This window comes from Mycobacterium sp. NGS41 (assembly GCF_059812725.1).
Map to the genome: position 1 here is coordinate 211,031 of NZ_JCALDF010000002.1, position 24,858 is coordinate 235,888.

The 24,858-nt window shown below is 65.9% G+C and carries 25 protein-coding genes and 1 pseudogene; 14 read left to right on the forward strand and 12 right to left on the reverse strand.

Features of this window, described 5'->3' with window-relative positions; all coding sequences use genetic code 11:
- The first annotated feature begins 18 nt into the window (after positions 1-18).
- Positions 19-738, forward strand: a complete 720-nt coding sequence (locus AC5Y21_RS03200) for an HAD family hydrolase (protein WP_499909339.1) — start codon at positions 19-21, stop codon at positions 736-738.
- A gap of 19 nt (positions 739-757) precedes the next feature.
- On the opposite strand, the gene AC5Y21_RS03205 is transcribed toward AC5Y21_RS03200, so the two are convergent.
- Genes AC5Y21_RS03205 through AC5Y21_RS03225 form a run of 5 tightly spaced genes read right to left on the reverse strand, consistent with a single transcriptional unit; the run spans position 758 to position 4,577 of the window.
- A complete protein-coding gene (locus AC5Y21_RS03205) occupies positions 758-1,522 on the reverse strand; it encodes an endonuclease/exonuclease/phosphatase family protein (RefSeq protein ID WP_499909341.1) in 765 nt (254 codons plus the stop codon).
- Between the two features lie 2 nt (positions 1,523-1,524).
- Positions 1,525-2,154, reverse strand: coding sequence for an SAM-dependent methyltransferase (locus AC5Y21_RS03210; RefSeq protein ID WP_499909343.1), 630 nt, complete (start codon positions 2,152-2,154; stop codon positions 1,525-1,527).
- A complete protein-coding gene (locus tag AC5Y21_RS03215) occupies positions 2,151-2,924 on the reverse strand; it encodes a PIG-L deacetylase family protein (RefSeq protein ID WP_499909344.1) in 774 nt (257 codons plus the stop codon). Before AC5Y21_RS03215 ends, AC5Y21_RS03210 begins: the two co-directional genes overlap by 4 nt.
- Before the next feature lie 7 nt (positions 2,925-2,931).
- Positions 2,932-3,876, reverse strand: coding sequence for an acyl-CoA dehydrogenase family protein (locus tag AC5Y21_RS03220; protein WP_499909345.1), 945 nt, complete (start codon positions 3,874-3,876; stop codon positions 2,932-2,934).
- Positions 3,873-4,577, reverse strand: coding sequence for a glycosyltransferase family 2 protein (locus AC5Y21_RS03225; protein WP_499909346.1), 705 nt, complete (start codon positions 4,575-4,577; stop codon positions 3,873-3,875). The genes AC5Y21_RS03220 and AC5Y21_RS03225 overlap by 4 nt, the downstream gene beginning before the upstream one ends.
- A gap of 79 nt (positions 4,578-4,656) precedes the next feature.
- Between AC5Y21_RS03225 and AC5Y21_RS03230 the strand changes: the two genes are divergently transcribed.
- Positions 4,657-5,232: a nucleotidyltransferase gene (locus AC5Y21_RS03230; RefSeq protein ID WP_499909347.1), complete on the forward strand. Its 576-nt coding sequence runs from the start codon at positions 4,657-4,659 to the stop codon at positions 5,230-5,232.
- A gap of 15 nt (positions 5,233-5,247) precedes the next feature.
- Here AC5Y21_RS03230 and AC5Y21_RS03235 read toward each other — a convergent pair whose 3' ends face one another.
- Positions 5,248-5,505, reverse strand: coding sequence for a DUF7218 family protein (locus AC5Y21_RS03235; RefSeq protein ID WP_499909349.1), 258 nt, complete (start codon positions 5,503-5,505; stop codon positions 5,248-5,250).
- A gap of 249 nt (positions 5,506-5,754) precedes the next feature.
- Positions 5,755-7,863, reverse strand: a complete 2,109-nt coding sequence (locus tag AC5Y21_RS03240) for a catalase (RefSeq protein ID WP_499909351.1) — start codon at positions 7,861-7,863, stop codon at positions 5,755-5,757.
- 146 nt (positions 7,864-8,009) lie between these two features.
- Between AC5Y21_RS03240 and AC5Y21_RS03245 the strand changes: the two genes are divergently transcribed.
- The 6 genes and pseudogenes from AC5Y21_RS03245 (at position 8,010) to AC5Y21_RS03270 (ending at position 14,889) form a co-directional block, all read left to right on the forward strand.
- The gene (locus tag AC5Y21_RS03245; RefSeq protein ID WP_499909353.1) at positions 8,010-9,029 is read left to right on the forward strand and encodes a chemotaxis protein CheB; all 1,020 of its coding nucleotides are present in this window, start codon (positions 8,010-8,012) and stop codon (positions 9,027-9,029) included.
- Positions 9,016-9,779 (forward strand): annotated as a pseudogene (locus AC5Y21_RS03250) (STAS domain-containing protein). The gene AC5Y21_RS03245 and the pseudogene AC5Y21_RS03250 overlap by 14 nt, the downstream one beginning before the upstream one ends.
- Before the next feature lie 60 nt (positions 9,780-9,839).
- Entirely contained in the window at positions 9,840-11,687 is a 1,848-nt protein-coding gene (locus tag AC5Y21_RS03255) for a CheR family methyltransferase (protein ID WP_499909355.1), read from the forward strand.
- Between the two features lie 173 nt (positions 11,688-11,860).
- Positions 11,861-13,051, forward strand: a complete 1,191-nt coding sequence (locus AC5Y21_RS03260) for a glycosyltransferase (protein WP_499909356.1) — start codon at positions 11,861-11,863, stop codon at positions 13,049-13,051.
- Between the two features lie 52 nt (positions 13,052-13,103).
- On the forward strand, positions 13,104-14,177 hold the full coding sequence (locus tag AC5Y21_RS03265) for a helix-turn-helix transcriptional regulator (RefSeq protein WP_499909358.1): 1,074 nt from the start codon (positions 13,104-13,106) through the stop codon (positions 14,175-14,177).
- 238 nt (positions 14,178-14,415) lie between these two features.
- Positions 14,416-14,889: an STAS domain-containing protein gene (locus tag AC5Y21_RS03270; RefSeq protein WP_499909360.1), complete on the forward strand. Its 474-nt coding sequence runs from the start codon at positions 14,416-14,418 to the stop codon at positions 14,887-14,889.
- A gap of 39 nt (positions 14,890-14,928) precedes the next feature.
- Here the strand turns inward: AC5Y21_RS03270 and AC5Y21_RS03275 are convergent, their stop codons facing one another.
- Together AC5Y21_RS03275 and AC5Y21_RS03280 are read right to left on the reverse strand one after the other, a co-directional pair.
- Entirely contained in the window at positions 14,929-15,624 is a 696-nt protein-coding gene (locus AC5Y21_RS03275) for a PAS and ANTAR domain-containing protein (protein ID WP_499909362.1), read from the reverse strand.
- Positions 15,625-15,798: 174 nt separating this feature from the next.
- Positions 15,799-16,248: an Hsp20/alpha crystallin family protein gene (locus AC5Y21_RS03280; protein WP_499909364.1), complete on the reverse strand. Its 450-nt coding sequence runs from the start codon at positions 16,246-16,248 to the stop codon at positions 15,799-15,801.
- Positions 16,249-16,388: 140 nt separating this feature from the next.
- Here AC5Y21_RS03280 and AC5Y21_RS03285 point away from each other — a divergent pair, with 140 nt between their 5' ends.
- The 3 genes from AC5Y21_RS03285 (at position 16,389) to AC5Y21_RS03295 (ending at position 18,409) form a co-directional block, all read left to right on the forward strand.
- Entirely contained in the window at positions 16,389-16,736 is a 348-nt protein-coding gene (locus AC5Y21_RS03285) for a MerR family transcriptional regulator (RefSeq protein WP_499909366.1), read from the forward strand.
- A gap of 73 nt (positions 16,737-16,809) precedes the next feature.
- Complete coding sequence (locus AC5Y21_RS03290; RefSeq protein WP_499909368.1) at positions 16,810-17,244, forward strand: SRPBCC family protein; 435 nt, start codon at positions 16,810-16,812, stop codon at positions 17,242-17,244.
- 181 nt (positions 17,245-17,425) lie between these two features.
- Positions 17,426-18,409 carry an alpha/beta fold hydrolase gene (locus tag AC5Y21_RS03295; protein ID WP_499909370.1) on the forward strand — a complete coding sequence of 328 codons (984 nt, stop codon included), beginning with the start codon at positions 17,426-17,428 and terminating at the stop codon, positions 18,407-18,409.
- 6 nt (positions 18,410-18,415) lie between these two features.
- On the opposite strand, the gene AC5Y21_RS03300 is transcribed toward AC5Y21_RS03295, so the two are convergent.
- Positions 18,416-19,762, reverse strand: a complete 1,347-nt coding sequence (locus tag AC5Y21_RS03300; protein WP_499909372.1) for a flavin monoamine oxidase family protein — start codon at positions 19,760-19,762, stop codon at positions 18,416-18,418.
- Between the two features lie 60 nt (positions 19,763-19,822).
- On the opposite strand from AC5Y21_RS03300, the gene AC5Y21_RS03305 reads away from it, so the two are divergent.
- Positions 19,823-20,860 carry a TIGR03617 family F420-dependent LLM class oxidoreductase gene (locus tag AC5Y21_RS03305; protein WP_499909374.1) on the forward strand — a complete coding sequence of 346 codons (1,038 nt, stop codon included), beginning with the start codon at positions 19,823-19,825 and terminating at the stop codon, positions 20,858-20,860.
- 43 nt (positions 20,861-20,903) lie between these two features.
- Here AC5Y21_RS03305 and AC5Y21_RS03310 read toward each other — a convergent pair whose 3' ends face one another.
- The gene (locus AC5Y21_RS03310) at positions 20,904-22,019 is read right to left on the reverse strand and encodes an Rv3169 family protein (protein WP_499909376.1); all 1,116 of its coding nucleotides are present in this window, start codon (positions 22,017-22,019) and stop codon (positions 20,904-20,906) included.
- The gene (locus AC5Y21_RS03315) at positions 22,019-23,155 is read right to left on the reverse strand and encodes a phosphotransferase family protein (RefSeq protein ID WP_499909378.1); all 1,137 of its coding nucleotides are present in this window, start codon (positions 23,153-23,155) and stop codon (positions 22,019-22,021) included. The genes AC5Y21_RS03310 and AC5Y21_RS03315 overlap by 1 nt, the downstream gene beginning before the upstream one ends.
- Positions 23,156-23,199: 44 nt before the next feature.
- Between AC5Y21_RS03315 and AC5Y21_RS03320 the strand changes: the two genes are divergently transcribed.
- Together AC5Y21_RS03320 and AC5Y21_RS03325 are read left to right on the forward strand one after the other, a co-directional pair.
- The gene (locus tag AC5Y21_RS03320) at positions 23,200-23,802 is read left to right on the forward strand and encodes a TetR/AcrR family transcriptional regulator (RefSeq protein ID WP_499909380.1); all 603 of its coding nucleotides are present in this window, start codon (positions 23,200-23,202) and stop codon (positions 23,800-23,802) included.
- The gene (locus AC5Y21_RS03325) at positions 23,799-24,677 is read left to right on the forward strand and encodes an SDR family NAD(P)-dependent oxidoreductase (RefSeq protein ID WP_499909382.1); all 879 of its coding nucleotides are present in this window, start codon (positions 23,799-23,801) and stop codon (positions 24,675-24,677) included. The genes AC5Y21_RS03320 and AC5Y21_RS03325 overlap by 4 nt, the downstream gene beginning before the upstream one ends.
- Positions 24,678-24,858 lie beyond the last annotated feature (181 nt).

The window sequence follows — 24,858 nt, forward strand, 5'->3', positions numbered from 1 at the left end:
CAGAAAACGAACAATCCGATGAATAACCCGGCCGCGGACTCTGCGCCGCCAGACAATCCCCGCCACGGCACTCCCGCCGTACTGTTCGACGTGGACGGAACGTTGGTGGATTCCAACTACCTGCATGTCCATGCGTGGCAACGCGCCTTCGACGACGAAGGCATACCGGTTTCGGCCTGGCGTATACACCGCAGCATCGGCATGGACGGCTCGAAGTTGGTTCGCAGCCTGTCCCACGACGCGCCTGATGACGTGCAGGATCGGCTCAGCGACGCGCACAGCCGCTATTACCGTGATCTGAGCCCGCTTTTGGCGCCCCTTCCGGGCGCACGCGAGTTGCTGCGCGCGGTAGCCGATCTCGGTCTGCAGGTGGTGCTGGCCACCTCTGCACCCGAGGACGAATTGGCGGTGCTGCGCAAGGTGCTCAATTGCGAAGACGTGGTCTCGGCCACGACGTCGTCCCACGATGTCGACACCGCCAAACCCGAACCCGGCATAGTCGAAGTCGCGCTGGACCGGGCCGGCGTGACTGCCGACCGTGCCGTATTCGTCGGCGACGCCGTGTGGGATGCGCGAGCCGCACTGGCCGCCGGGCTGGAGTGCGTCGGCTTGCTGAGCGGCGGGATTTCCGGTGCGGAATTGCAAACCGCCGGCGCGTCACCGATTTTCGCCGACCCGCAGGATCTCCTGGACAACCTGGAGTTCACTCGCATCGCGGAGCTGGCGCCCGGCCGCTGAATCGCGAAACCGACCCTGCTCACACTCGCTGGATATCCACCACCAGCGGTCGATGGTCGGAGATCGGCATCGGCTCGGCCTCGGCGGGACCGCCACGCAGGCTGGGGTCGTCGGTCAGGATGTGGTCGAGCTGGCGGTCGGGATCGGCCGCGGGAAATGTCGCGCTTACCGCCAACGGCCGCATGCCCGACCAGCGCCGCACCGCCGGGAGTGCGAGGTTGAGATCTCCGGTCAGCAGGCGCGGGCCCGGGAAGCCGCGCAGGTCGTGGATCAGTCGTCGCAGCTGGCGCCGATTCCAGCCGGGTACGAAAGACAAGTGGGTATTGGCCACCGTCAGCGCGCCCAGCGGAGTGCGCAGCTGCGCGATGACCGCCGCCCGCGGTTCCTCGTCGACCATCATCACCCGGTTCGGGCCGGGCAGATACATGGGAAACCGCAACGGAATCCGGGGCAATCGCACCACCTGCCAACTGTCCACCGGAAACCGGGACAGCAGCGAAATCCCATAGGCCGCCGTTCCGGGCTGTTCGTCGCCGGTGGCGGCCATCCAGGTGGCCCCGGGGGTCCCGGCGATCGCGGCCACAAACCGGTGCGCGACGGCGCCCATGGCTTCGGCGGCAACCGCGGTTAGGTCGGCGTGATCGGAGCGCGGTTGCTCACAGTCCACCTCTTGCAGGGCGAGCACGTCGGGATCAAGGCGGCGCACACAGTCGCGAAGCCGCGCCAGGTCGACCCCGTCGCCGACAGTGCGGCCGTGCAGGATGTTGAAGGTCGCCACTCGCATGGCTAACCGAGGGACCCCGGTACCCCTTCGCGGGCCGCCACCGATAGCCCGGCACCGGTCTGGAAGACCTCGATGACGACGTCGCGGTCGCGGTAGCAGCCCAGCGACGTCAGCCCGGGCGTGGCCGCGATGATGGCGTGGGCCTCGTCACCGGTGAGCGGATAGTCGGCCACGTCGTGGCGCCAGTGCGCAGCAATGACGGTGGCGCCGGGCAGCAGCCGGGGGCACTCCCGTCGCAACACCGCGACCAGCGCGTCGGCGTCCAGGTAGTAGGCGACTTCGCTGAGCACTACCAGATCGAACGGCCCGGGGGGCCACTCGTCGTCCAGCGATGCCCGCGCGAGGGTCACTTGGCCGCGCAACCTGCCCGCACGCAGCCGGGCATCGGCTGTGCGAATCGCGCTGTCAGCCACATCCACCGCGGTCACGTGGTCGCAGCGCACTGTCAGCAGTGCGGTCAGTGTGCCGATCGAGCAGCCCGGCTCGAACGCGTGCCGGTACCGGCGATCGGGCAGCATGGCCAAAGTGATGGAGTACTTGCGCTTTTCGTACCAGCGCGACCTCAACTGCCATGGATCGTCGTCGCTGGCATACATCCGTTCGAAGTAAGCATCGGGCAACCGGCTACTCATCGGAACACCACCTCTCCCACCGCGAGCAGTCGCTGTAGCACGAACGCCGGCAGCACTGCGGCCAGCCCTTTGGTGTCCGGCTCGAACTGGCTGCGAAAGCATTGTGCGGCAAGGCGTTTGCACTCGAGCGCCCCCTCGGTCACCGGCACCGAGAATGCCCGGTCCCAGGGCACCCCGGGATCGTCCGGACTGGCCCAGTGCCACATCCAAATCGGATACTCCACCAAATCGACACCGGTGCGAGCGCAAGCTTCGGCGGCCGCGCGGCCGACGGCCTCGTGATCGGGATGGCCGTCGCCCCGCCAGGTGGCCGCACACCACGTCCCGGGTGTCACATCGGCGAGGATCCTGGTCAGCGAATCGGTGAGCTCCTCTTCATGGTCGGCCAATGCGCCGTCTGGGAGACCGAGGGATACCACCGAACGAGTTCCCAAAATCTCCGCCGCGCTGGCCAGTTCGTCCCGTCTGGTGTACTCCAGCCGAATCCGCCGCAACGGCGTCACGCCGGGCCGCGCGGCGCCGCCGTCACTGACCGACACCACGTGGACGTCGACCCCCGACGCCGCGAGCTGGGCTGCCATCGCGCCTAAGCCGAGCGTCTCGTCGTCGGGATGTGGCGCGACGACGACCAGGCCCGGGCAGCCGGCCAGATCCAGTTCCGGCAAGGGGCTTTCGTGACGGGCATCGAGCCACCGCTGCATCGGGGTTCCCTCAGCGGACAGCGGCGTGGCCGCAAGCCGGGCGCTGTTGCCGGCCGGAACCGTGCTCAAGACGTCCTCAGCACGGCCGCCCCGCTAGCCGCCCGAGCTCGGCCAAATCTCGCTCGGCGTGGCTTTGCCGTATATAGATGGTCAGGTCGGCCACTCGCTGAGCGTGCCGGCCATCCTGACATAGCGGGCCCGGACCGAGCGCGCGTCCGGTGCGGGTGATGGCTTCGTCGACCGCGTGTTCCACGACCGTGCGGGCCCGTCGGGCCACCAGTTGGGCGACGCCCTCCCGGTCGAACGGGTCGGCATCGATCTGGGCTGCGGCCGAGCCCAGGATCGCCTCGCCGGCGGCGAGGGCGGCGTCCACGGCGCCCAGGTGAGCGAGCGAGTATGCGTCGGCCGATTCGCTACTGGCGCAACGGTACAACGGGTTAGCGACTCGGCGCGCACCGCCCAGCCAGCACGCGGCGACGCCAATTGCACCGTGCCAGAAGCCGGGCCGACTCAGGTAGTCGCCCGGATCGCCTACGGCGACTGCATGTGCGTTGCTGAACTGGACCGGTCGAGTGTCGCTGCCGGCCATTCCGGCATTCCACCAAGTACTCGGCAACGGTTTGACGGCAGGATCGGTGATCGTTACCGCGAACAGGCCGCGTTGCCCCTGGTCGATCCGGGCGGTCACCAGAGCATGGGTGCAGAAGCCGGCGCCCGAGCACCACACCTTCGTGCCGTTGAGCGCGAACGTGCCGCCGCCGATCTCAGTAGCGTTCAGGATCGCGTCGGGGGACTCGGCCGCCCACACCCCCCACAACTGCCCCGACTCCGGTGGTTTGCCGCCCAACTCGTCGAGGATCGCGACGGCGTCCACGTGGGCCTCGGCGATGCGGGCCGCCACGATGTCCTCCTCGGCCAGTAGCGCCAGACGCTGCCAGCGCTCGGCGGTGCGTCCCGATGCAGGCAGCGGCAACTCCAGTCGTCCCGACTCCAGCCAGTGCTTTACCAGGCCAGCGGTCACGCGCTACCTCCCGTCGGTGCTTGGCCCAGCTGGCTGAGGCGATGGGCAAATCCACGCGGGGCCCGGGCCTGCGCGCGCGCCGAGGTGATCACCGACAAGTCGGTGTTCCGGTGAATGCTGTAGCCGGCGGCTTCGAAACGTGCGACCAAATCGACGTCCTCGCCCGAGGACAAGGCCCGAAACCCGCCCACCCGCCAGTAAGCGCGAGCGCTGAAACCCATGTTGGCGCCGTGAATGTGTTCTTCCTCCGCTTCGTAGGCCCGCTCATAGCGGTCGGCGACCTCGGGGGAATGGTGGCGCCAGTCGGTGACGCGCACCACGCCCAAGACCATGTCCGAGCCGAGCTCCAATTGGTGTACCAGCCAGCCGGGATCCACCCGGCTGTCGGCATCGGTCGTGGCGTACCAGCACTCGGTGCCGTGTCCGTACAGCGAGCGGGCGTAACCGAATCCGACCGCCCGCGCGGCGCCGACGTTGCGGACGTCGACGCTTACAAAGTGCACATCGGGCCCGTACTGGCCGGCCAGCTCGGTGCTGCCGTCGTCGCTGGCGTCCAGGACCACCACGATGGTGACCGGGATCGGCACACAAAGCGCCGCCGTCAGCGTCGCGCGCAGGCATCCCGGCAGGTTCGACCGTTCGTTGCACGCGGGAATCACAACGGCAACCTGGTCGTAGATTCTGAACGCTGGGGCCGACATAGCTGCGGATTGCCCATTTCACAACCACTTAAACAGCGGTAGGTTGCTCACCCCTGCGCCGGGGTATGACCTATCCACGATGACACCCATTGAGACGCCCACGGATTCGCCTTCCTGTTGCGCCCCGTTGCGCGAGGCGCTGCGTGGTGCCGCGTCGGCATTGAAGGAGAATGGGCCGCGCTTCGCGTTGGCCGGCAGCTACGCTTTGTGGGCTTACGGCGCACCAGAACCCAGCCACGACGTCGACCTGGTAGTAGCGGAGTCCGATGTGGCGAACGCCGAAACCACCCTCAGAAATGCTGGGTTCGTCATCGAGCATCCGCCAGAAGACTGGCTTTTCAAGGCCCGCACCGCCGACAAGTGCGTCGACGTGCTGCACCGGGTCAACGGGGTGCCGGTCGACCAGGCCACCTTGGACAGCGCTGAACAGCATGACGTGCTGGCGATCGGGATGCCGGTGCTGCCGCCCACTACGGTGCTGATCCAGAAGCTCCGCTCGCTGGGCGAGCATCACTGCGACTTCGGCACGCTGCTGCCGGCCGTGCGCGCGATCCGCGAACACCTGGACTGGGACCTAGTCAGCGCCCATACCGCCGACAACGACTACGCCGTCGCGTTCCTGGTGCTGGCGCGGCGCCTGGGCCTGACCGGTTGACGGCGCCGCCGCGACTCAATGGTTGCGCAGCTTGGTGATCAACTTGTCCTTTGTCAGCGATGAATAGCCGGACATGCCAAGCTCTTTGGCTCGCTTCTTCAATTGCGGAACGGTCCAGTCGGCGTAGGACCCCGACTTGCCGCCCTTGCGGCCCACCGAGGATTTACCGCGAGACGCGGCCGCATTGGAGATCCGCGCCGCCTTTTCCTTCGAATCGCCCTGCTTGCGCAGATCCTGATACATCTTTTCGTTCTTGATTGACGAGTTCGGCATCGTCACCCTCCTGTGTCTGATGGACACCGCTGCGAGGGTGCCCACCGTCGAGTGCGGTCAAACGCGCGGGGCGTCGATTCGCTACGCCGGATGGCGGCGACCCGCTGCGCCCGGCTCCGCCGCGCTTGCGATCACCGCTACGCCGGATGGCGGCGACCCGCTGCGCCCGGCTCCGCCGCGCTTGCGATCACCGCTACGCCGGATGGCGGCGACCCGCTGCGCCCGGCTCCGCCGCGCTTGCGATCACCGCTACGCCGGAACCGGGTCCGTGCGTCGCTCCCAGCATCGGTGTTGGGCCAAAGCGGCAGCGAATTCGTCGACGAACCCGTCTGGCAGGGTGTCGGCCGCCGCGGTGGTGGTGACGACGGACTTGTCGCTGACAACATCGGAACCGTCGGCGAGTTCGGCGTCGATGTGTGCCTCGCGCAGCAGGTCGATCCCCACACCGAAGGCGCCGATCGGCTTCAAGTGCTTGTACGCCTCGACCACGAAATGCATTGCATAGCCGTCGCCGGTCAGGGTGGACACCGACTGCGGCCCGCATGCCACCACAACAGCGTCGTACAGTACCGAGGCCATCGTCGTAAAAGCCCGGTCCACCGGCAGCTCACCGCCCGAACCACCGCTCAAGTTGCCGCCGGCGACCGGAGCCAGCACCTCGACCAGCGCGCCCCGCTGCTCCATCAGCTCGGTAAATCGCTGCACCCCAACGACATCCACGCCATCGGCAGCCAGCACGGCGATCTTGCGCGACTCGATGGTGTCGCTGACACTGATTTGCGACAACGCCGGAGACGCGGCCATCGTGTCATCGACCGTCTCCTCGGGCGGCTCGGGTAGCCCGAGCTTTGCGGCCACCTGGCTCGCCAGGTCATGGTCGACGCGAACGAGCTGTGCCACCACCGCCGAACGGATGTCGGGCACCTCGACCTTGCCGAGTTCGAAAGCGAAGGCGGCGACGATATGCTCGGCCTCGACAGCGGTCATGCTCTTCCAGAACATGCGGGCCTGGCTGTAGTGATTCTCGAAGGATTTGGCGCGCTTTCGCATGGCGGCACCGTCGATCTGCTGCGTGTAGTGGCGGAACACGCCCTCGTCGGCCAACGCCGGACATCCACTACCGAGGGTGTTCTTGAAATAGCTGGAGCGGCCCTGCGGGATTCTGTGCTGCCCGTAGCCGTCCTGCTGGTTGTGGCGGACCTCGGCCAGCGGCCGGTTGACCGGCAGTTGCGCAAAGTTGGGCCCACCCAGTCGGATCAGCTGGGTATCGAGGTAGGAGAAGTTGCGGAACTGCAGCAGCGGGTCATTGGTGAAGTCGATCCCCGGTACCACGTTGGCCGTGTGGAAGGCCACCTGCTCGGTCTCGGCGAAGAAGTTGTCCGGGTTGCGGTTCAACACCATTTTGCCTACGGGCCGCACCGGAACCTGTTCTTCGGGAATGATTTTCGTCGCGTCCAGCAGATCGAAATCAAACTTGAACTCGTCGGCTTCGGCTACCAGCTGCACTCCGAGCTCCCATTCCGGGTACTGGCCCGCCTCGATGGCCTCCCACAGGTCGCGCCGGTTGTAGTCGGGGTCCTTGCCGGCAATTTTCTGGCATTCGTCCCAGATGAGCGAATGCACACCGAGGCGGGGCTTCCAGTGGAACTTCACGAAGGTGCCTTCACCACTGTCGTTGACCAACCGGAACGTGTGCACGCCGAAGCCCTGCATCATCCGGTAGCTGCGCGGCAACGCCCGGTCCGACATCAGCCACATGATGGTGTGCAACGTCTCGGGCTGCAGCGAGACGAAGTCCCACAGGGTGTCGTGTGCCGATTGCGCCTGTGGAATCTCGTTGTGCGGCTCGGGTTTGACCGCGTGCACGAAGTCGGGGAACTTGATGCCGTCCTGGATGAAGAAGACCGGAAAGTTGTTGCCCACCAGGTCGTAATTGCCTTGCTCGGTGTAGAACTTGGTGGCGAAGCCGCGGACGTCACGAACCGTGTCGGCCGAACCGCGTGAACCGGCGACGGTGGAGAACCGCACGAACACCGGAGTTTGCGTGCCCGGTGTGGTCAAGAATTTCGCCGCCGTGTATTCGGCCAGCCAATCGTCGTACGGTTCGAAGAAGCCGTAGGCGCCGGCCCCACGCGCGTGCACGACGCGCTCCGGGATGCGCTCGTGGTCGAAGTGGGTGATCTTTTCGCGGGCATGAAAGTCCTCCAGGAGCGTGGGCCCCCGTTCGCCCACCGTCAGCGAATCATCGGTGTGATCGACCCGCACCCCCTGCTGGGTGGTGAGGTATCCGGTGTCGCGGCGAAACCGGGAGGGGTCTAAGTCCCGTTGCTTCGGATCGGACGTGCGGTCGGCGGCCATGCTTCTCCTCCTGGATTACGGTGACGGCGGTCCGGTCACTTGGAGTACCACCGTTCTTCCAGCCCAAAACGGCACCCAACTGCAACGGTTGCGCACCTATCCATGGCGGCGCCGGTTACCTAGGCTTTTAGGGGGTAGCCGAAGGTGTGGTGATTCCCGCGAGCAACGGATCCAGCGAACTGCGCGGCGTGGTAGCGGTCGGCGCCTCGGCCGGCGGCGTCGAAGCACTGACGAGTCTTGCTTCGGGGCTCAAACCCGGCCTTCCCTACGCCTACTTGATGGCGCTGCATATGCCGCCCGGTGCACCGAGCATCTTGGCGCGCATCGTCAACCGTAGTGGGCCGCTGCCGGCCGTCACTGCCGAAAGCGGTGCGAGTCTGGAACCGGCACACATCTACGTCGCGACCCCGGACCGCCACCTGTTGGTTGAGGATCATCGCATCGTGCTGTCACAGGGTCCGACCGAGAACGGTCATCGGCCCGCAATCAACGCCTTATTCCGTTCGGTGGCAGTGTCTTTCGGTTGCCGGGCGGTTGGGGTGCTGCTGTCTGGAGTGCTCGACGACGGCATCTTGGGGCTGGCCGCGATCCGTTCGCGCGGCGGTACCACAATCGGTCAGCTACCCGATGACGCGTTGTTCCCCGCAATGCCGACCAACGCGCAGGACGCGGGCCTGCTCGACATCCAGGCCGCGGCAGCCGACATCGGCGGAGTGCTCGAGAAGCTGTCTCGCAATGAAATTGAGGAGACGCACATCGAACCGGATGCTGCGATGGCGATGGAGAATCGCATCGCCATGACGTCCCGTTTCGCCACAGACTTCGACACCAGGGAATTGGGTCCGCCGTCGGGATACACCTGTCCTGACTGCAACGGCTCATTGATTTCGCTCGACGCCGGTAGTTTTCGCTGCCACGTCGGGCACGCCTGGTCTCGCGACGCGCTGTTGGCCGCCCGGGATGGTGAAGTCGAAAACGCGCTGTGGATCGCACTGCGCAGCCTGCAGGAGAAGGCGAAATTGGCCAGGCAACTGGCCGAAAATGTCGGCTACGGCATGCTGTTTCGTCGCTACATCTCGTTGGCGGAGGAAGCCGAGCGAGCGCTTGCCGTGCTCAGCGAACGGCTGTCGCCCAGCGGTGTCCGACCGGGGGATGACGGTGGCTGACCTCGTCCCGAGGCTCTGGGTCGACGCGCAGTGCCAACATGGGGTGTCCTTCCTGCGGGCCACCGGGGTGTTGGACAGCACCACCTATCGTCTGCTCCGCGACGCGATCATCAAGGCCGCGCTGGACGAACCGCGCGCGGTGCTCGTCGACGTCAACGACTTGTCAGTGCCGGCCGTATCGGCGTGGTCGGTGTTCACCAGCGCGCGCTGGCACGTCAGCACCTGGCCGGACGTGCAGATCCTGCTGGTGTGCGAGGATGCCGCGCGTCGCCGGGCGATCTCCCGGTGTGGGGTGGCCCGGTACGTGCCGGTGCATGCGACCCACAATTCCGCGGCCGGCGCCATCGCCGACCGGTCGATGCACGTCCGGCGGCGGGCACGAACCCAGCTTCCGGCCAGCCCCGTCAGCGTCGGCCTGGCTCGCACGTCGGTCAGCGACTGGCTCTCCGCATGGGCGCAGAACGAGCTGATTCCGGCCGCGGCCACGGTGCGACGGTCTTCGTCGAAAATGTGCTTGCTCATACGCAGAGCGCACCGGTATTGATAGTCGAGAGCTATCGCGACACCGTCACGGTCGCGGTGGAGGATTGCAGCCCACTGCCGGCGAGCCTGCACGAAGATGCCGATTACGGCAGCACAACGGTATCCGGTCTGGCCATCGTTGCGGCACTTTGTCGTTCGTGGGGTAGCAGCCCGACGCCGTCGGGCAAGACGGTGTGGGGGCTGGTCGGCCGCGAGAACAGGTTCTAGGGTCACGAGTAGTGTTCAACTCCTTCGGCAAACGCTATTCGACGAGGACGAGGACCTCCAATGGACGGCACTACCGACGAGTCCTTCGAGGCTTTACTTCGCTATATGCGGGATTCCCGCGGGTTCGACTTCACTGGCTATAAGCGCACGTCGCTGATGCGCCGTGTCCGTCACCGGATGGAGCAGGCCGGCTACACATCGTTCGAGGGGTATCTCGACGTTCTGCAGGCCAGCTCGGACGAGTTCGCGTCGCTGTTCAACACCATTCTCATCAACGTCACCGCGTTTTTTCGGGATCCCGAGGCCTGGGAGTTCATCAGGGACGAGGTCATTCCACGACTGCTGGCCGAGCGGGCTCCCGGCGATCCGATCCGGGTGTGGAGCGCGGGTTGCGCCGCTGGGCAGGAGGCCTACACCCTGGCCATGCTGTTGGCCGAGGCGCTGGGGCCTGACGCGTTTCGGCAACGGATCAAGATCTATGCCACCGATATCGACCAGGATGCCCTGAACGACGCGCGCATGGCTTCCTACGACGCCCGGGCGGTCGAGTCGGTACCGCCGGACTTGTTGGCGCGTTATTTCGAGCACGTCAACGGCCGCTACGTATTCAATAAGGATTTGCGTCGCGGGGTTATTTTCGGCCGCAACGACTTGGTCAAGGACGCACCGATCTCCCGCGTCGACCTACTGGTGTGTCGTAACACCTTGATGTACCTCAACGCCGAAACACAGCGAAACGTGCTGGGCCGCTTACATTTTGCGCTCGGACCGCAGGGCACGCTGTTTCTCGGGCACGCCGAGATGCTGTTGAGCCATAGTGACCGGTTCACTCCGCTCAACCTGAATAATCGAATATTTCGCAAGGCCGTCGGATCCCGCGTCGGCGTCGAGCGCTATTACCCGGCCACCGCATTCTACGATCGCCATGTCGAGTTGCCCGGCGCGACCACATTGCGTGATTTGGCCTTTGCCGCAGGACCCGTGGCCCAGATCGTCATCACCGGCGAAGACACTGTCGCGATGATCAACCAGCAAGCAGAGATCACATTCGGTCTGTCGGCCCGCGATATCGGCCGGCTGCTGCGTGATCTCGAGGTTTCCTACCGTCCGATCGAGCTGCGCGGCTACCTGGCCCAGGCCAAAGCGGAGCGGCGATCGGCGCGGATCCCGGACGTGAAATGGCAGCGGCCAAGCGCTGAGACGGTCTGGTTCGAAATCCACATCAACCCCATCACCGACGCCGAGAACGGTCTGCTTGGGGTTTCGATCGTGTTCTTCGACGTCACCGCGACACGCGCCCTGCTCGACAAGGTCGTCCAGACGAACCGCCAACTCGAAGCGGCGTACGAAGAGCTGCAGTCCACCAATGAGGAACTCGAGACCACCAACGAGGAGTTGCAGTCCACGGTCGAAGAGCTCGAGACCACCAACGAGGAGCTGCAGTCGACCAACGAAGAACTCGAGACGATGAACGAGGAGCTGCAGTCCACCAACGACGAATTGCACACCATCAACGAGACATTGCGCGAGCGCAGCCTGGAATTGGACCACGCCAGGACCTTCCTGGACTCGCTGGTCAACTCGGTCCAACTGGGAATGGTGGTGGTGGATCGGGAGATGACGGTGGCGCTGTGGAACCGGGGCAGCGAAGAACTCTGGGGTCTGCGGGCCGACGAAACCGCGGGAGCGAGTTTTGCCTCGCTCGACATCGGATTGCCATTGGAGAGCGTGCGTCCATTGATCGGTAACGCCTTCGTGGATCCGGAGAGCTTCGGTGAAACCGTCGTGGACGCGATCAACCGACGAGGCCGTCCGGCCCGGGTACGGGTGACGTGCACATCGTTTCGCGGCAACGATGGGACGGTCAGTGGAGCGCTGCTGCTGATGGAGGTTGTGGGGCCGGCCTGAGGGCCTCAGGTCACTGCTCGGTGCTATCCGCCATACGAAGCGCCGAGGACGCCAGACGAATACGCGGTGACCCCAGGTTTCGCCAAAATCCAGTTCGGGTAGGCGATGGCCGGGCACCCTCGCGTCGTTGCGCGCGCTGGAGAAGTTGCAGCAGCGCGCGAAGGGAGTTTGTGATGAAAATTGCGATCGTCAGCGCCGACGACCTCGTCGGCGAGGACGGCGTCGGGCAACTCGTCGCCGCGCTCGCGGCGCAAGCGCAGGACGTTACCGCCTACATCCCGCAGCCAGGCCGGCGTCGTACCCGAAGAAGTGCCAACCACGAATATCGAATCATCCCATTGTCCATCGGGCCCGACGGGGCGCGGCCAGGCCGCGACCTGTTACCTTTCGTCGGCGACTGGGCGGCCGCCCTCGATCGGCTGTGGTCGGCAGATCAGCCCGATGTCGTGCATGCCTACGGTTGGCTGGGCGGACTGGCCGCTCAACTGGCCGCACGGCGGCGACGGCTTCCAGTCGTCCAGACTTTCCGGGGTCTGGCCGCGACGTCGGGTGCACACTCCGACGAGTGCCCGGACAACGACACCGAACGCGAGCGCATCGAGCCGCTATTGGCGCGTAACGCAGCATGGGTGACCGCTGAGAGCAACGCGGACGTCGCCGCGCTGGCCAAATTACGCCACAGTCGGGCAGGCATGTCCGTGCTGGCGGGTGGTGTCGACGTCGACCGCTACACCCCGGTCGGCCCGGCGCTTGCCCGTAGCGACTTGCATCGAGTTGTTTGTGTGGCGCCAAACCCGCTGTCGGGCAATGGTTTCGATATCGCGATCCGGGCCTTGTCCCGAGTGGCGGGCACTGAGCTCGTTGTCGCGGAGACCGCTGCTATCGATCACATTCACGACGAGGCGCGAACCGAGCTGCAACAGCTCGCCGCAAATCTGGGTGTGGCCGACCGGGTCCGCTTCATGGGTACGGTCACCGCGGACCAGCTACCGAAGCTGCTGCGCTCCGCCGATGTGTTTGCGTGCACACCGCGCCGGCCGCCTCGTGCGACGACGGTATTGCAGGCCATGGCGAGTGGAGTCGCCGTGGTCACGCTGCCCGTTGGTGTGCTCAGCGACATCGTCGTACACGGCGTAACGGGACTGGTGCTGTCGCCGCATCGGCCGGCCGAATTGGTGGCAGCGCTGAGAAGCATTTCGGCACAAGGGTTTCAGCGCCGTAGCATGGGCGCGGCGGGCCGCTGTCGGGTCTCGTCACGGTTTACCTGGGACCGGATGGCGCTGGAATCGCTGACCATATATCGCCAGCTCACGTCGCCATATGTGCGATCCGGCAACAATCGGAGTGCGCTGACTGCTGTGTAGTCTTTTGGTAGGTCATGCAATGCGACTGTAACCAACCCTGGCGGCCACAACCGTGAATGCAGCATCCGACGTGCTTGTCGGCGCAGTCGGCCGACTGCCCGACACGGTGGACGCTGAGATCAGCTCCGCCCACCGTCCTTCTACTCGGTACGCGGATGCTCGGTATCCGGATGATGGGCACATCGAGGCCGCGGTTCAGTACGCGCAATTCCGGACCAACGACCCGGGCGCCGTGCGGCGCTTCTTCGCCGGCGCCTACACCCCTGGCTGGCGGATCGAGGGACCTGCCAAAGGCTTGGCCCTCACGCACCAGCGCTGTGAAACGGCATCGATGATCCTCGACGAAGTGCTGGTGCAGGCACGGATGAGCTGCGAAATTTCAGCCGGTGAGTCGGTTGTCGTGATCCAGCCTCGTGCGGGATCGTTGACCTTCGGCGCGCAACGATCGGCGACACCGGACTCTCCGGTGCTCATCGCACCCGGCGTGCCCTGCGTGCTGCACGTCAACAGCGCGCGCTTCGACGTCGTCAGCATCGCGGCCGATGTCCTGCATAAGGTTGCGGTGGACAGCCGGACGCCGTTTCCGCAGCAGATCCGGTTCGGCGACGCGCATCCCCGCTCGCCGGCCGCGATGGGCGCGTGGCATCGGACGCTGGATTACGTGACGGCCACTTTCGCGTCACCGGACGCGGTCCAGCAACCGCTGCTGGCGGCCGCAGCGGCCCCGTTGCTGGCCACCGCCTTGCTGGAGTGCTACCCGTCGAATGTGACGGCGGAGCAGGATCTGCTCGGCGACCCGGCTGTGCCGGAAACCTTGAAAGACGCCGTGGCGTTCATCCACGGCCATGCCGCCGGTGACGTCGGCGTCACCGACATTGCGGCTGCGGTGCATCTCACGCCGAGAGCGGTGCAGTACCTCTTTCGGCAGCAACTCGACACCACCCCGACGGAGTACCTGCGTCGCGTCCGGTTACACCGCGCGCACCAGGATCTGGTTGCCGGGAACCGTTATGCGATCACCGTCACCGAGATCGCACAGCGCTGGGGCTTTTCCCACACCGGCAGGTTCGCGGTGCTTTACCGCCAGACCTACGGTCAGAGCCCGCACACCACGCTCAAACAATGACCTAGTGGGTCCGGATCGGGCCGTGACGGCCGCGTCTAGTCTTTGCGCAGGCCGATAAGCGAAACGAGCACCCGCCGCCGAGCCAGGAAACGAAGACCTGGTGGCTATCTTTTCCGCATCATTGCGAACGAAAGTAGCCTCCTGCCAAGTATTTTCCGCCATTTCGTAGGCCATGACGCGCTGTTTTCCAGCGAGCTCGCCGGCACGCTTGGCGCTACGCTTTTCCCAGGACAAAGCCATGACTGCTCTTCCCGAACCAGACCCGCCGCGGCGCTGCGACCATTCGGGCAGCCGCTACGTGGTCGACTGCGCCGGAGCGCAACTGTTCGCCGGTGAGCACGGTTCGGGCATCGTGCTATGCGTTGACGGTGAAATCGACGCGGCGAACGCCACTCTTGTCGGTCAAGCGATCCGCCGCTTCGCGCAACTGAAGGCGCCGTTAATCGTCGATCTCAGTCACGTCGATTTCCTCGGCATCGCAGGCTTCCGAACGCTGCTGTCGCTGGACCACGAGCAGCGGCAAGCTCATCTGAACTTCTGCGTGGTCACCGGCGCTGCGCTGCGCCGGCTGATGCGCATCTTCCGAGACCCCGGCTTACCGGTCGCCGAGTCGGTTTCCGAAGCCCTGCAACGTTTCGACGAGGCCGTCAGGACATGCCATGGGGTCGCCGCCCGCCCCGCCCGGCAACGAGAACCGCTGAGCAAACCCTGACCCCGGCCGTACGCCTAATCTACTGGTCTGCAACAACTGTCACGGACTTTGGAGCGCACGGCTGTCAGCGTGCTGGACGCGCTGATGGGCGGCCAGCAATAGCTTGTCGAACTTGGGTCGCGGGATGACGTCGGCGCCGACCGCGCGCCAGTCTTGGGCGATCTGCTCGGCCAGCGGCCGCAGCTTCACGTTGCCTTCCTGGGACAACCATTTGAGCAGGTTGAACGCGGCGTCGTCGTCGATGCCGTAGATCAGCATCAACATGCCCTTGGCCTGCTCGATACTGGCTCGGCGCTCGGCGATCTCGGTCAGTTTCGCCGTGACGAGATCCTCCTGCGCCTGTGTGGGCAGCGGAGAGAGATCGATGTAGAAACCGTGTGTCCCGGTCACCTCACCGGTGTCGTCGTAGAGCCGGTCACCGACCACCACCACATGGTGCACTTTTCCGCTGGTGTCGATGATGCGGTGCCGCGTGCTGAAAGCGTGTTGCGTGTGCAGGATTTCGTCGATAGTGGCCGCGATCTGACCGCGGTCGTCCGGATGCTTGTGGGCGAGTACCAGCTCGGTGGTCGGGGTGACGCGGCCGGGCTCGTAACCATGCATCCGCTGCACCTGCTCGGACCATTCCCACCGCTGATCGGCGAAGTGGAACCGGAACCAGCCGACTCGCTGCGGCGCGCCGCCGGCCAGCGCTTGTTCGACATCGGCCGCCTGGCCGTCGAGATCCCAGCTCATTGCGGACCTTGCCTCCTCGGGTTCGGTTGATTGGACCGTCAGGAACGCATGACGCTGGATGGTCGATATGGCGGATGTTTGCTTACCGATGGGCTTCTGCAGCGCGATACCGGTGGGCAGCGGCGACCGCGGGTGTCACGCCAATTGCGGTCGCCGCGTTGCCCATCCGAGTGATCAGGCGTCTATGACCTCGCGCTGCGGGGCGCTGTCGTCGATCGCCTTGTGCCCATTGCCGCGGCCGACGGAGATCTTGCGCGGCTTCGCCTTTTCGGCCACCGGAATCGTCAATCTCAGGACGCCTTCGTTATAGGAGGCATCGATCCTGTCGGTGTCGAGGTTTTCACCGAGCACCAGCTGGCGGCTGAACACCCCGCGCGGTCGTTCGGTTGCCAGCATTTCCCGGTTGGGATCGACACCGGGGCGTTCGGCGCGCACGGTCACCACGTTGCGCTCGATATCGATGTCCAGCGTGTCGGCATCGATTCCGGGCAGGTCGAATTCGACGACGAACTCTTCGCCTTGGCGCCAGGCGTCCATCGGCATCACTGCCGGACGCGCGGCCGTGCCCAGCACGTGTTGGGCGAAGCGGTCCAGCTCACGGAACGGGTCGGTACGCATCAGCATTGCGGTCACCTCTCACTCCAATCTGCTGTCTCGGGCCAGCTATTACCTATGTCTACTGACATAGATTTCATATACCACTGTCGACACTTCAGCGCAAGTGTGGTACATAGGTTTTTTGTAAGCGACCAAGGGGACAACCGATGACCGACCGTCTTGACGCCAGCGGTGGTCCGGCACCCGACCGCGGGGTGTACGGCATCTCGGTGGCCGCCGAGCTTTCCGGGGTCCCGGTGCAGTCGCTGCGCCTGTACGAACGTTATGGACTGCTCGCACCCTCTCGAAGCGATGGGGGAACCCGCCGATACAGCGCCGACGACTTGGCCCGGCTGCAACGGATCAGCGCCCTGGTCGATGCGGGAATCAACCTGGCCGGCATTGCCCGCATCCTCGACCTGGAAGATGACAACGCCGACTTGCGATCCACCAACCGCATCTTGCGCGACACGGCAAAGCCGGACCGGTCCAAGCCGCGCCGAAAACCCAAGTAGCGCAAGAGGCGCAAAAAGGCGACAGCGCATAGCATGTGCGTGACGAAGGTCGTCACTTCCGGGCAGGAGAGTCATGGTCGAGATTCACGTGGAGCGCAACATCGCAGCACCTGTGGAACAGGTCTTCGACTGGCTGGCCGACCCGGCCAATCTGACTGCCGCTCCGCTGGTGCTCAAGGCCGGCTTCGCCAAGGACTCGCCGCCGCTCGGGGCCGGCGCAGTCCGCGAAGTCACCGCGGTCGGCACCTGGTTCCGGGAAGACATCACGGCCTACGATCGGCCACGCAGCTACACATACCTCATCGTGCGCTCGTTTCCACCCTTCAATCACGACGGCGGCACCCTGACGTTCACCGCCTCCGGCGACGGCACGCACGTCGACTGGCTGACCAACTACACCCATCCGGTATGGGCCGGAGGCAAGCTGCTGGAGGCGCTCACCCGCCCAGTGCTCCGCTCGAACTTCCTGGCCCTCCTCAACGCCTGCGCAAAGGCGCTGGAGCACTAGCGACCGATTCGGCTATAAGGGGTACCGGCGGACCCTCCCCGACCAACGTTGGCATGTTGCACGGCCGTGCCGGAATCCTCACCGCCGTCTTTGGCGATTCTCAGAGTTCCTCGTTGATTTGGGGTTAAACTCGCGAACATCCGAAGAACGGGCAACGGGGCCGTGTTCAAGGGGGGCGACGATGGATGCTCGACGATCAGTTCAGGGCGGCAGGCAACTCCGCACCAAAGTCCGGTTGCCCGACGCGCTAACCCCCAGTCACATGTTGACCGTCCGCGCAACCGACGGCACCTCGCTGCACACCGAGGTGTTCGGCCCACCCGACGGCTACCCGATTGTGCTGACCCACGGCATCACCTGCGCGATCCGGGCCTGGGCCTACCAGATCGCCGATCTTTCCGCCGACTACCGGGTGATCGCGTTCGACCATCGCGGCCACGGACGAAGTGGCATCCCGAAGCGTGGCGGCTACAGCCTCGATCTTCTTGCGTCCGATCTGGATTCGGTGCTTGAGACGACGTTGGCCCCGGGCGAGCGGGCGGTGCTGGCCGGGCACTCGATGGGCGGTATCACCATCGCCGCCTGGTCCGAGCGCTACCGCGACAAGGTCCGCAGGCGCGCGGACGCCGTCGCGCTGATCAACACCACCACCGGCGATCTGTTGCGCAACGTGCGCTTCTTGTCGGTTCCGCGGGAGTTATCGCCGGCCAGGATCCTGGCCGGACGGGGCTTGGTGAGTGTATTCGGCGGGTTCCCGATCCCGGGTCTGGCCCAGTTCCCCAGCCGCTATCTGGTGGCCATGCTGGCGGTCGCGGCCGACGCGGAGCCGAGCGCCGCGAGGCTGATCTACGAGCTCTTCGCACAGACGCCGCCGGCGGGCCGTGGCGGCTGCGCCAGGATGCTCGTCGAGTCGCTGGGTCAGCGGTACCTCAGCCTGGACGGACTGACGGTGCCGACCCTGGTCATCGGCAGCGAACGCGACCGGCTGACCCCGATCAGCCAGTCCCGCAGGATCGCGCGCACCGCACCCAACGTCGTCGGCCTGGTCGAACTGCCCGGTGGCCACTGCTCGATGCTGGAACAGCACCACGAGGTGAATCGACAACTGAGGGGACTGGCCGAATCGGTGACCGGCCACCCGCACGTCCGGCGGATCAGCTCCTAGCAGCCCTCACAAGAGTTCAGAGACCTCAGCGGCCGCCCGTTGGCCGGACCTGACGGCGCCGTCGAGGTAGCCGGTCCATTCCTCTGCGGTCTCGGTGCCGGCCCAATGAATCGGCCCGACCGGCGCGCGTAACCACTGCCCATATCGTGTCCAAGATCCCGGAGGGACCGCGGCAGTCGGGCCGCCTGGCGCGAATTCCTCAGCGCCCCAACGGTGATCCACGTAGTCCAGAGGTTTGAGCGCGTCGTCGCCGAACAGCGTCGCGAAGCAGCGCAGCGAGTCGCGGCGGCGCTGCTCGCCGGGAAGCGAGTCGAAGGCGCGGGCATCGGCGAACCCCATCAGGATGCCCGGCCCGTCGGCATGCGGACTGACGTCGAAGGTGATGAACACTGGGCCTTCGTCGGACAGCGCCATGCCGGAGAAGCCGTCGGCCCGCCAGAACGGTGTCGGATAGGCGGCGTAGACCTTGCTGAGCCGGCCCTGCGGCCAGTGCGTGGCGAGCTGCTCGTACTCCGCGGGCAGCGGGGGAGTGAACTCGATGGACATGCGGTGCGCCGGCGGGATCGCGACAATGACAAATCCGGCTTCGGCCTGGCCCCGTTCGGAGGTGATCGTCACGCCCGCACCGTGCCGGTCGATGCGTCGGACCGGGGCGTTGAGCACCACGGCTGTCCCGAGTTCGGCCGCCGCCGCCTCGGCGATCTGCTGCGTGCCGCCCGGGAAACGGTCCTGCTGGGCACCGTTTTCGACGTCGAGTAGCCGATCCAGGCCGCCGGCCGCATGCGCGTAGCGGGCGGCGTGCAGCATCGACACTTCGTCGAGTTCACACCCCCAGGTCACCCGAGCCATGATGGCCATCAGGGAGCGCGACGACGCGGTGGCGCGTACCGAACGCAACCACCCCGCGAGCGAGAGCTCGTCCAGCTCGCGGGCACGTCGCGCATCCCAGGGAGCGGCACTGGGAACGGCTCGGGAGATTCGTTCGAATTGCCAACGCAATCGGCCGATGTCGAGCAACCCGGCCAGCGAAAGATTGGGGATGCTGCCGTGGTACGGGCGCGCCCAGCCCTGCCAATGGATCAGGTTCTTGCCGTGGTGGTAGGTCGGGGTGGTCATGACCTGCAGATCGGCCGCCAGCGCCAGGACGGCGTCTTGGGTCGGTCCAACGAACGAGGCGCCCATATCGACGGGTAAGCCAGCGACGCTGCCGGTGAACGAGCGTCCGCCGACGCGGTCGCGACCCTCCAAGACCAGTACGTCGTAGCCTTGCTGTTTCAGGTCGCGGGCCGCGGCTAGTCCGGCGAAGCCGGCGCCCACTACGACAACATCGACAATCCACGGCGGGTTTGTCACGCCCTATAGTGAACCGCATTTCGCCGGTTGGTGTGGCCATTAATCAGGTTGGGGCGGCGATTGACTGGCGGTGCCGGGGCATCGCGTAGCCTTGGGCGCGTTAAAGTCTTCACCGCTTTATACGGGCTCACCGATGCGGCCGAGCGCGCGCGGGAACTGCGCGACGCCGGTGCCAGCGGTGTTGCCACCTTCGAAGGGCCGCACGACGTGTTCGCGCCGCTGACGCTGGCGGCCACCGTGGGCGGTCTGGACCTGATGACGAATGTGGCGATCGCGTTTCCGCGTAACCCGATACATCTGGCCCATCAGGCCAACGACCACCAGCTGCTGAGCGGTGGGCGGTTCTTTCTGGGCCTCGGTACCCAGATCCGCCCGCAGATTGAGAAGCGGTTCGGAGCTCAGTTCGACAACCCGGTCGCTCGCATGACCGAACTGATCGCGGCGTTGCGCGCGATTTTCGAGGCCTGGAACATCGGTGGCCCCTTGCGCTTTCGCGGCGACTACTACCGGCACACGCTGATGACACCGACGTTCAACCCCGGCCCCAACCCCTACGGTCCGCCGCCGATCTATGTCGGTGCCCTCGGGCCGAAGCTGACCCGGGCGACCGCCGAGCATGCCGATGGTCTGCTCGTGATGCCGTTCGGGTCCAAGCGGTTCCTGCGGGATTCCACGATGCCCGCGGTGCGCGCGGGGTTGCAGGCCGGCGGCCGTCGGCCGGAGGACTTCGCCGTCATTCCCGAGATCATCGTGTCGGCCGGCGACACCAGCGAGGAACAGGAACGAGCCGCCGCCGGCACCCGGCGATTGCTGGCGTTTTACGGGTCCACCCCGGCGTACCGGCCGGTGCTGGCGGCACACGGCTGGGAGGATTTGCAGCCCGAGCTCAACGCGATGTCCAAGCAGGGCCGCTGGCAGGAGATGGGCGCTCTGATCTCCGACGAGATCATGCACACCCTCGCGGCCTGCGGCACGCCCGCAGAAATCGCGGCGTACATCCGCGACCGCGTCGACGGTGTCTCCGACACGGTGTGCCTATACCAGGCCGCGCCTATCGGGTTGTCCACGCTCGCCGCGATTATCGGCGAGCTCCGGTGACCGCGTCGAATGTGCGGTTATGCCAAGCCTTTTCGTGCCCTTGTCAGGGTGCGACCGTCAACCAGTCGGCGAAGCCGGACGGGTCGTGGCGGCCCAGCGCGCCGTGCTCGTAAAGGCCCCAGCCCTCCACCGCATCTCCGTCGCCGTCACGGCATACCGCCCGGCCGACGTGGTCGATGACGCCGAAGCCGGACCGGGCGATGATCGCCGGGTCGGTCATGTCGTAGGTCAGCCGCTCGACGAACTTTTCGCCCTTCCACATCCCGTGCAGCCAGTCCGAGTCGCCGCCGTAGCCGCCGCCGACGTGGATCGGCACGGATAGCTTGGACTCCACGTCGAAGTGGACCGGTGTGCCGTCGGGGGTGGTTGCGTCGATGCTCGCGCCGGTCGGGATACGGGTGCCCGAGCGGTAGTGGATCTTGACCCGCGGCCAGCCCAGCTGCTCGACGCGCCCGTCGCGCCAGACGCGGGTGCAGTCGTTGAGTGAGCGGAACCCGTTGGGCTCCTCCTGGATGATCAGCACAATGGCGAAGTCGTCGAACGCGATCGGCACGTACAGCCACCACATGCCCTCGAACGGCGGGTCCGCGGGCCGGCCCGCCGGTTCGGGCTCGCCGATCGGCCGGATGCCCCAGGACCGGTCGCGGCTGCCGATCCAGGTCGCGGGGTCGACGGCGATCTCCTCGCCGTCGACGACGATCCGGCCGCTCCAGCTGCCGAGCTGGGCGAACCGCTGCGCGTCGAGCGTCACCCGGTTGCCCGACCGCATCAGGTGCGGCTGTTCCTGGACCACGTCGAACAGGCCTGTCCAGGTGAGATCGGCCGCGATGCCCTCGGTTTCGTCGAGAACGATCCGCACCTTGTGCAATGGCTCGATGACCTCGACGCGGTAGCCGTTGACGTTCTGGTTCAGCCGGTCCTGGTCGATGGCGTCGGAAAGATGCACCGCGGTCTGGGTGTCTCCCCGGCGGACCAGAAAGAACGCGTCCTTCACGCCGAGGTTGGGGTAGTACCCGATGCCGCTGATCACGAAGATGTCCCCGGTGCGGTCGTGGGCGTTGAAGTAGGAGCGGTCGTAGAAGTTGCGGTCCGACGAACCGGGCCAGGCGATCGGCTGGGGAACCTGATGTACCGGGTACTCGTCAAGTGGGCCTAACATTACTGATCCTCTCCGATAAGGCGTTTCATCAAAGACGCGTGATAGAACAGCGACTCGACATCATCCGGTTTTTCGAGTTCACCGAAGTGCACTCGTCGGGCGCTGGTTCGCATGAAAACACACGCCCACATGACGCCCGAATACACGTAAAACCAGTTCAGGTCATCGAGTTCCACACCGGTGAGTCGCTGATAGGTGGCGCGGACATCTTCTTCGCGCATCACGCCCGGCAGGCCCGGCAGTGTGGCCAGGCCGGCAAGTTCCTCAAAGACCTTGTGCGCATAGATCATCCAGGCAACATCGAGCTCGCGCGGACCCAGTGTCACCATTTCCCAGTCCAGCACCGCGACCGGCGCGAAGTCGCGGTACAAGACGTTGCCCACCCGCGCGTCACCCCACAGCAGCACCGGCTCTCGAGTGGCGGCTTCGTTCGGCCAATTGTCTTGCAGCCATTGCAAACTCCGCTCCACCAATGGTGACCGGCCGATGTCGGGCACCGCGAAGTCATACCAGGACCGCACCCAGCCGAAGTGACGGCGCAGCGCGGTGTCGCCGGGCAGGCCCTCGGTGAGGAAGCCAAATGTCTTCTCCGCACCCGCGATTGAATGCAACGTGGCCAGGATTCCGACGGAGGCGTCCTGCAGCTTGCGCTGTTGCTCGACGGGCGCGTCGGCGAACCAGTTGCCACCGAACGTGTATGGCATGACGTCGGGCGGCACCACGCCGTCGACGTAGTCCATCAGGAAGAACGGTGCTCCCAGCACTTCCCCGGTCGGCTCCATCCAGCGCACCCGGGGGACCGGGACGTCGGTCAGCTCGCCGACCTGTCGGATGACTTCGAATTGGTGGTCGAGGCGATAGGTGGGGAAGACCGGCACGTCTTCGGTCGTGGGCGCCACCCGGGCCACCAGTTTTTGCTCTACCGGCTGGCCGTCCTGTTCCCAGCGGGCGGTCAGAATGATGGTCTCCGACGACATTCCTGTCGAGTCCACCCCGCTCTCCACCGTGACGTCGGGTGTCACGCCACCGGGAAGCACCGTCGACAGCCATCGCGACATCAGGCGCGGGACGGTGGTGGTGTCCCGGCTCGAGCGTTGCATGCGGCCGACATCTTCGACCGCCGGTTCGTTGGCCACAGGTGCTTCCTTCGCGAGGTAATTACGATACGGTAGGTAGCGTTATGAAAGCAGACCCGTCCTCCCTTGACAAGGCCCCCGGCGCCGGGCGGCCGCGTGATCCGCGCATCGATTCGGCCATATTGGCGGCGACCGCGGAACTGCTTGTACAAATCGGCTATTCGAACCTGAGCCTCGCCGCCGTCGCCGAACGCGCCGGAACCACGAAATCGGCGCTGTACCGGCGATGGTCGAGCAAGGCCGAGTTGGTGCACGAGGCGGCTTTTCCGGTAGCGCCCACCGCGCTGGAGGCTCCGGCGGGCGACATCGGTGCGGACATCCGGATGATGATCGAGGCCACCCGCGACGTGTTCACCACCCCGGTGGTGCGAGCCGCATTGCCGGGGCTGGTGGCCGACATGACGGCCGATGCCGAGCTCAACGCCCGGGTAATGGCACGCTTCGCCGGCCTGTTCACCGCGGTGCGGGTGCGGCTGCGCGAGGCCGTCGACCGCGGCGAGGCGCATCCCGATGTGGACCCGGACCGGTTGATCGAGTTGATTGGGGGAGCCACGATGCTGCGGATGCTGCTGCGCCCGGACGAAAAACTCGATGACGCGTGGGTGGAGCAGGCCAGCGCCATCCTCGTGCACGGGGTCACCCGGTGACGGCGCCGCCTCGGCTGGCGGGCCGGACCGCGATCGTCACCGGTGGCAGCCGTGGATTGGGCCGGGCGATCGCACTGGCACTGGCGGCCGACGGCGCGGCGGTGGCCGTCGTGGGTCGCACCGAACAGGTGTGGGACGACCGGTTGCCCGGCACCATCGGGCAGACTGTCGCGGACGTCGAGGCGGCGGGCGGGCGCGCGGTGGCGGTGCGGGCCGATCTGACCGACCGCGACGACGTCGCCGGTTTGGTCACAGCGGCCCGAGATGCCTTGGGTCCCATCACGATTCTGGTCAACAACGCTGCGTTCACCGCGCCCGGTCGTCCATCGCGCGGCACGGAGCCGCGCGCCAAGCCGGCCAAGCCATCCGGGCCGGCTGGCGGCAAGCCCGGCTGGCCGGGGTTCGTCAGCACGCCGTTGGCCGCATACCGTCGCCATTTCGACATCGGCGTGTTCGCGACCTATGAACTGATGCAACTCGTCTGCCCCGACATGATCGCCGCGGGTGGGGGGTCGATCATCAACATCACCTCGGTCGCATCGCGCATGCCCGGCGATGGGCCCTATCCCGACCGCAGCGCCGGTGTGCTGCCGGGGTATGGCGGCTCCAAGGCCGCGCTCGAGCATCTCACCCAGTGCGCGGCGTTCGATCTCGCCGACCACAACATCGCGGTGAATGCGCTGTCGCCGTCAAAACCGATCATGACGCCGGGCCTGTCCTACTACGCACGCGAGTTCGCCGACACCGCCACGGCAGAGGAGTTCGCAAAGGCAGCCGTGGAACTGGTGCTGGTCGATCCCGGCCAGGTGACCGGACGCACCATTGGCCATCACCAGGTCCTCGACGGCAGCTTCCGGCCGTTCACGCCGCATTAGTACCCACTAGACCCGGGTGGGCCAGCGCCGCTAGCCTTCGGCTATGGGGCGCACGACTGCCTCGGTGCGGCGCCGGCGCGACTGCAAGCCAACAGTGGCCCTGCGCAGCATCCTCGCGCGCGAGCCGATATTGGCAACCCCGTGATTGAGAAGCCGACGGCGCGCGTTATTGCCCTGATAG

Bases quoted from the DNA above. Each gene is read 5' to 3' on its own strand.
- AC5Y21_RS03200 (WP_499909339.1), top strand. From the start codon at position 19: ATGAATAACCCGGCCGCGGACTCTGCGCCGCCAGACAATCCCCGCCAC.
- AC5Y21_RS03205 (WP_499909341.1), bottom strand. From the start codon at position 1,522: ATGCGAGTGGCGACCTTCAACATCCTGCACGGCCGCACTGTCGGCGAC.
- AC5Y21_RS03210 (WP_499909343.1), bottom strand. From the start codon at position 2,154: ATGAGTAGCCGGTTGCCCGATGCTTACTTCGAACGGATGTATGCCAGC.
- AC5Y21_RS03225 (WP_499909346.1), bottom strand. From the start codon at position 4,577: ATGTCGGCCCCAGCGTTCAGAATCTACGACCAGGTTGCCGTTGTGATT.
- AC5Y21_RS03230 (WP_499909347.1), top strand. From the start codon at position 4,657: ATGACACCCATTGAGACGCCCACGGATTCGCCTTCCTGTTGCGCCCCG.
- AC5Y21_RS03235 (WP_499909349.1), bottom strand. From the start codon at position 5,505: ATGCCGAACTCGTCAATCAAGAACGAAAAGATGTATCAGGATCTGCGC.
- AC5Y21_RS03240 (WP_499909351.1), bottom strand. From the start codon at position 7,863: ATGGCCGCCGACCGCACGTCCGATCCGAAGCAACGGGACTTAGACCCC.
- AC5Y21_RS03255 (WP_499909355.1), top strand. From the start codon at position 9,840: ATGGACGGCACTACCGACGAGTCCTTCGAGGCTTTACTTCGCTATATG.
- AC5Y21_RS03260 (WP_499909356.1), top strand. From the start codon at position 11,861: ATGAAAATTGCGATCGTCAGCGCCGACGACCTCGTCGGCGAGGACGGC.
- AC5Y21_RS03270 (WP_499909360.1), top strand. From the start codon at position 14,416: ATGACTGCTCTTCCCGAACCAGACCCGCCGCGGCGCTGCGACCATTCG.
- AC5Y21_RS03275 (WP_499909362.1), bottom strand. From the start codon at position 15,624: ATGAGCTGGGATCTCGACGGCCAGGCGGCCGATGTCGAACAAGCGCTG.
- AC5Y21_RS03280 (WP_499909364.1), bottom strand. From the start codon at position 16,248: ATGCTGATGCGTACCGACCCGTTCCGTGAGCTGGACCGCTTCGCCCAA.
- AC5Y21_RS03285 (WP_499909366.1), top strand. From the start codon at position 16,389: ATGACCGACCGTCTTGACGCCAGCGGTGGTCCGGCACCCGACCGCGGG.
- AC5Y21_RS03290 (WP_499909368.1), top strand. From the start codon at position 16,810: ATGGTCGAGATTCACGTGGAGCGCAACATCGCAGCACCTGTGGAACAG.
- AC5Y21_RS03295 (WP_499909370.1), top strand. From the start codon at position 17,426: ATGGATGCTCGACGATCAGTTCAGGGCGGCAGGCAACTCCGCACCAAA.
- AC5Y21_RS03310 (WP_499909376.1), bottom strand. From the start codon at position 22,019: ATGTTAGGCCCACTTGACGAGTACCCGGTACATCAGGTTCCCCAGCCG.
- AC5Y21_RS03320 (WP_499909380.1), top strand. From the start codon at position 23,200: ATGAAAGCAGACCCGTCCTCCCTTGACAAGGCCCCCGGCGCCGGGCGG.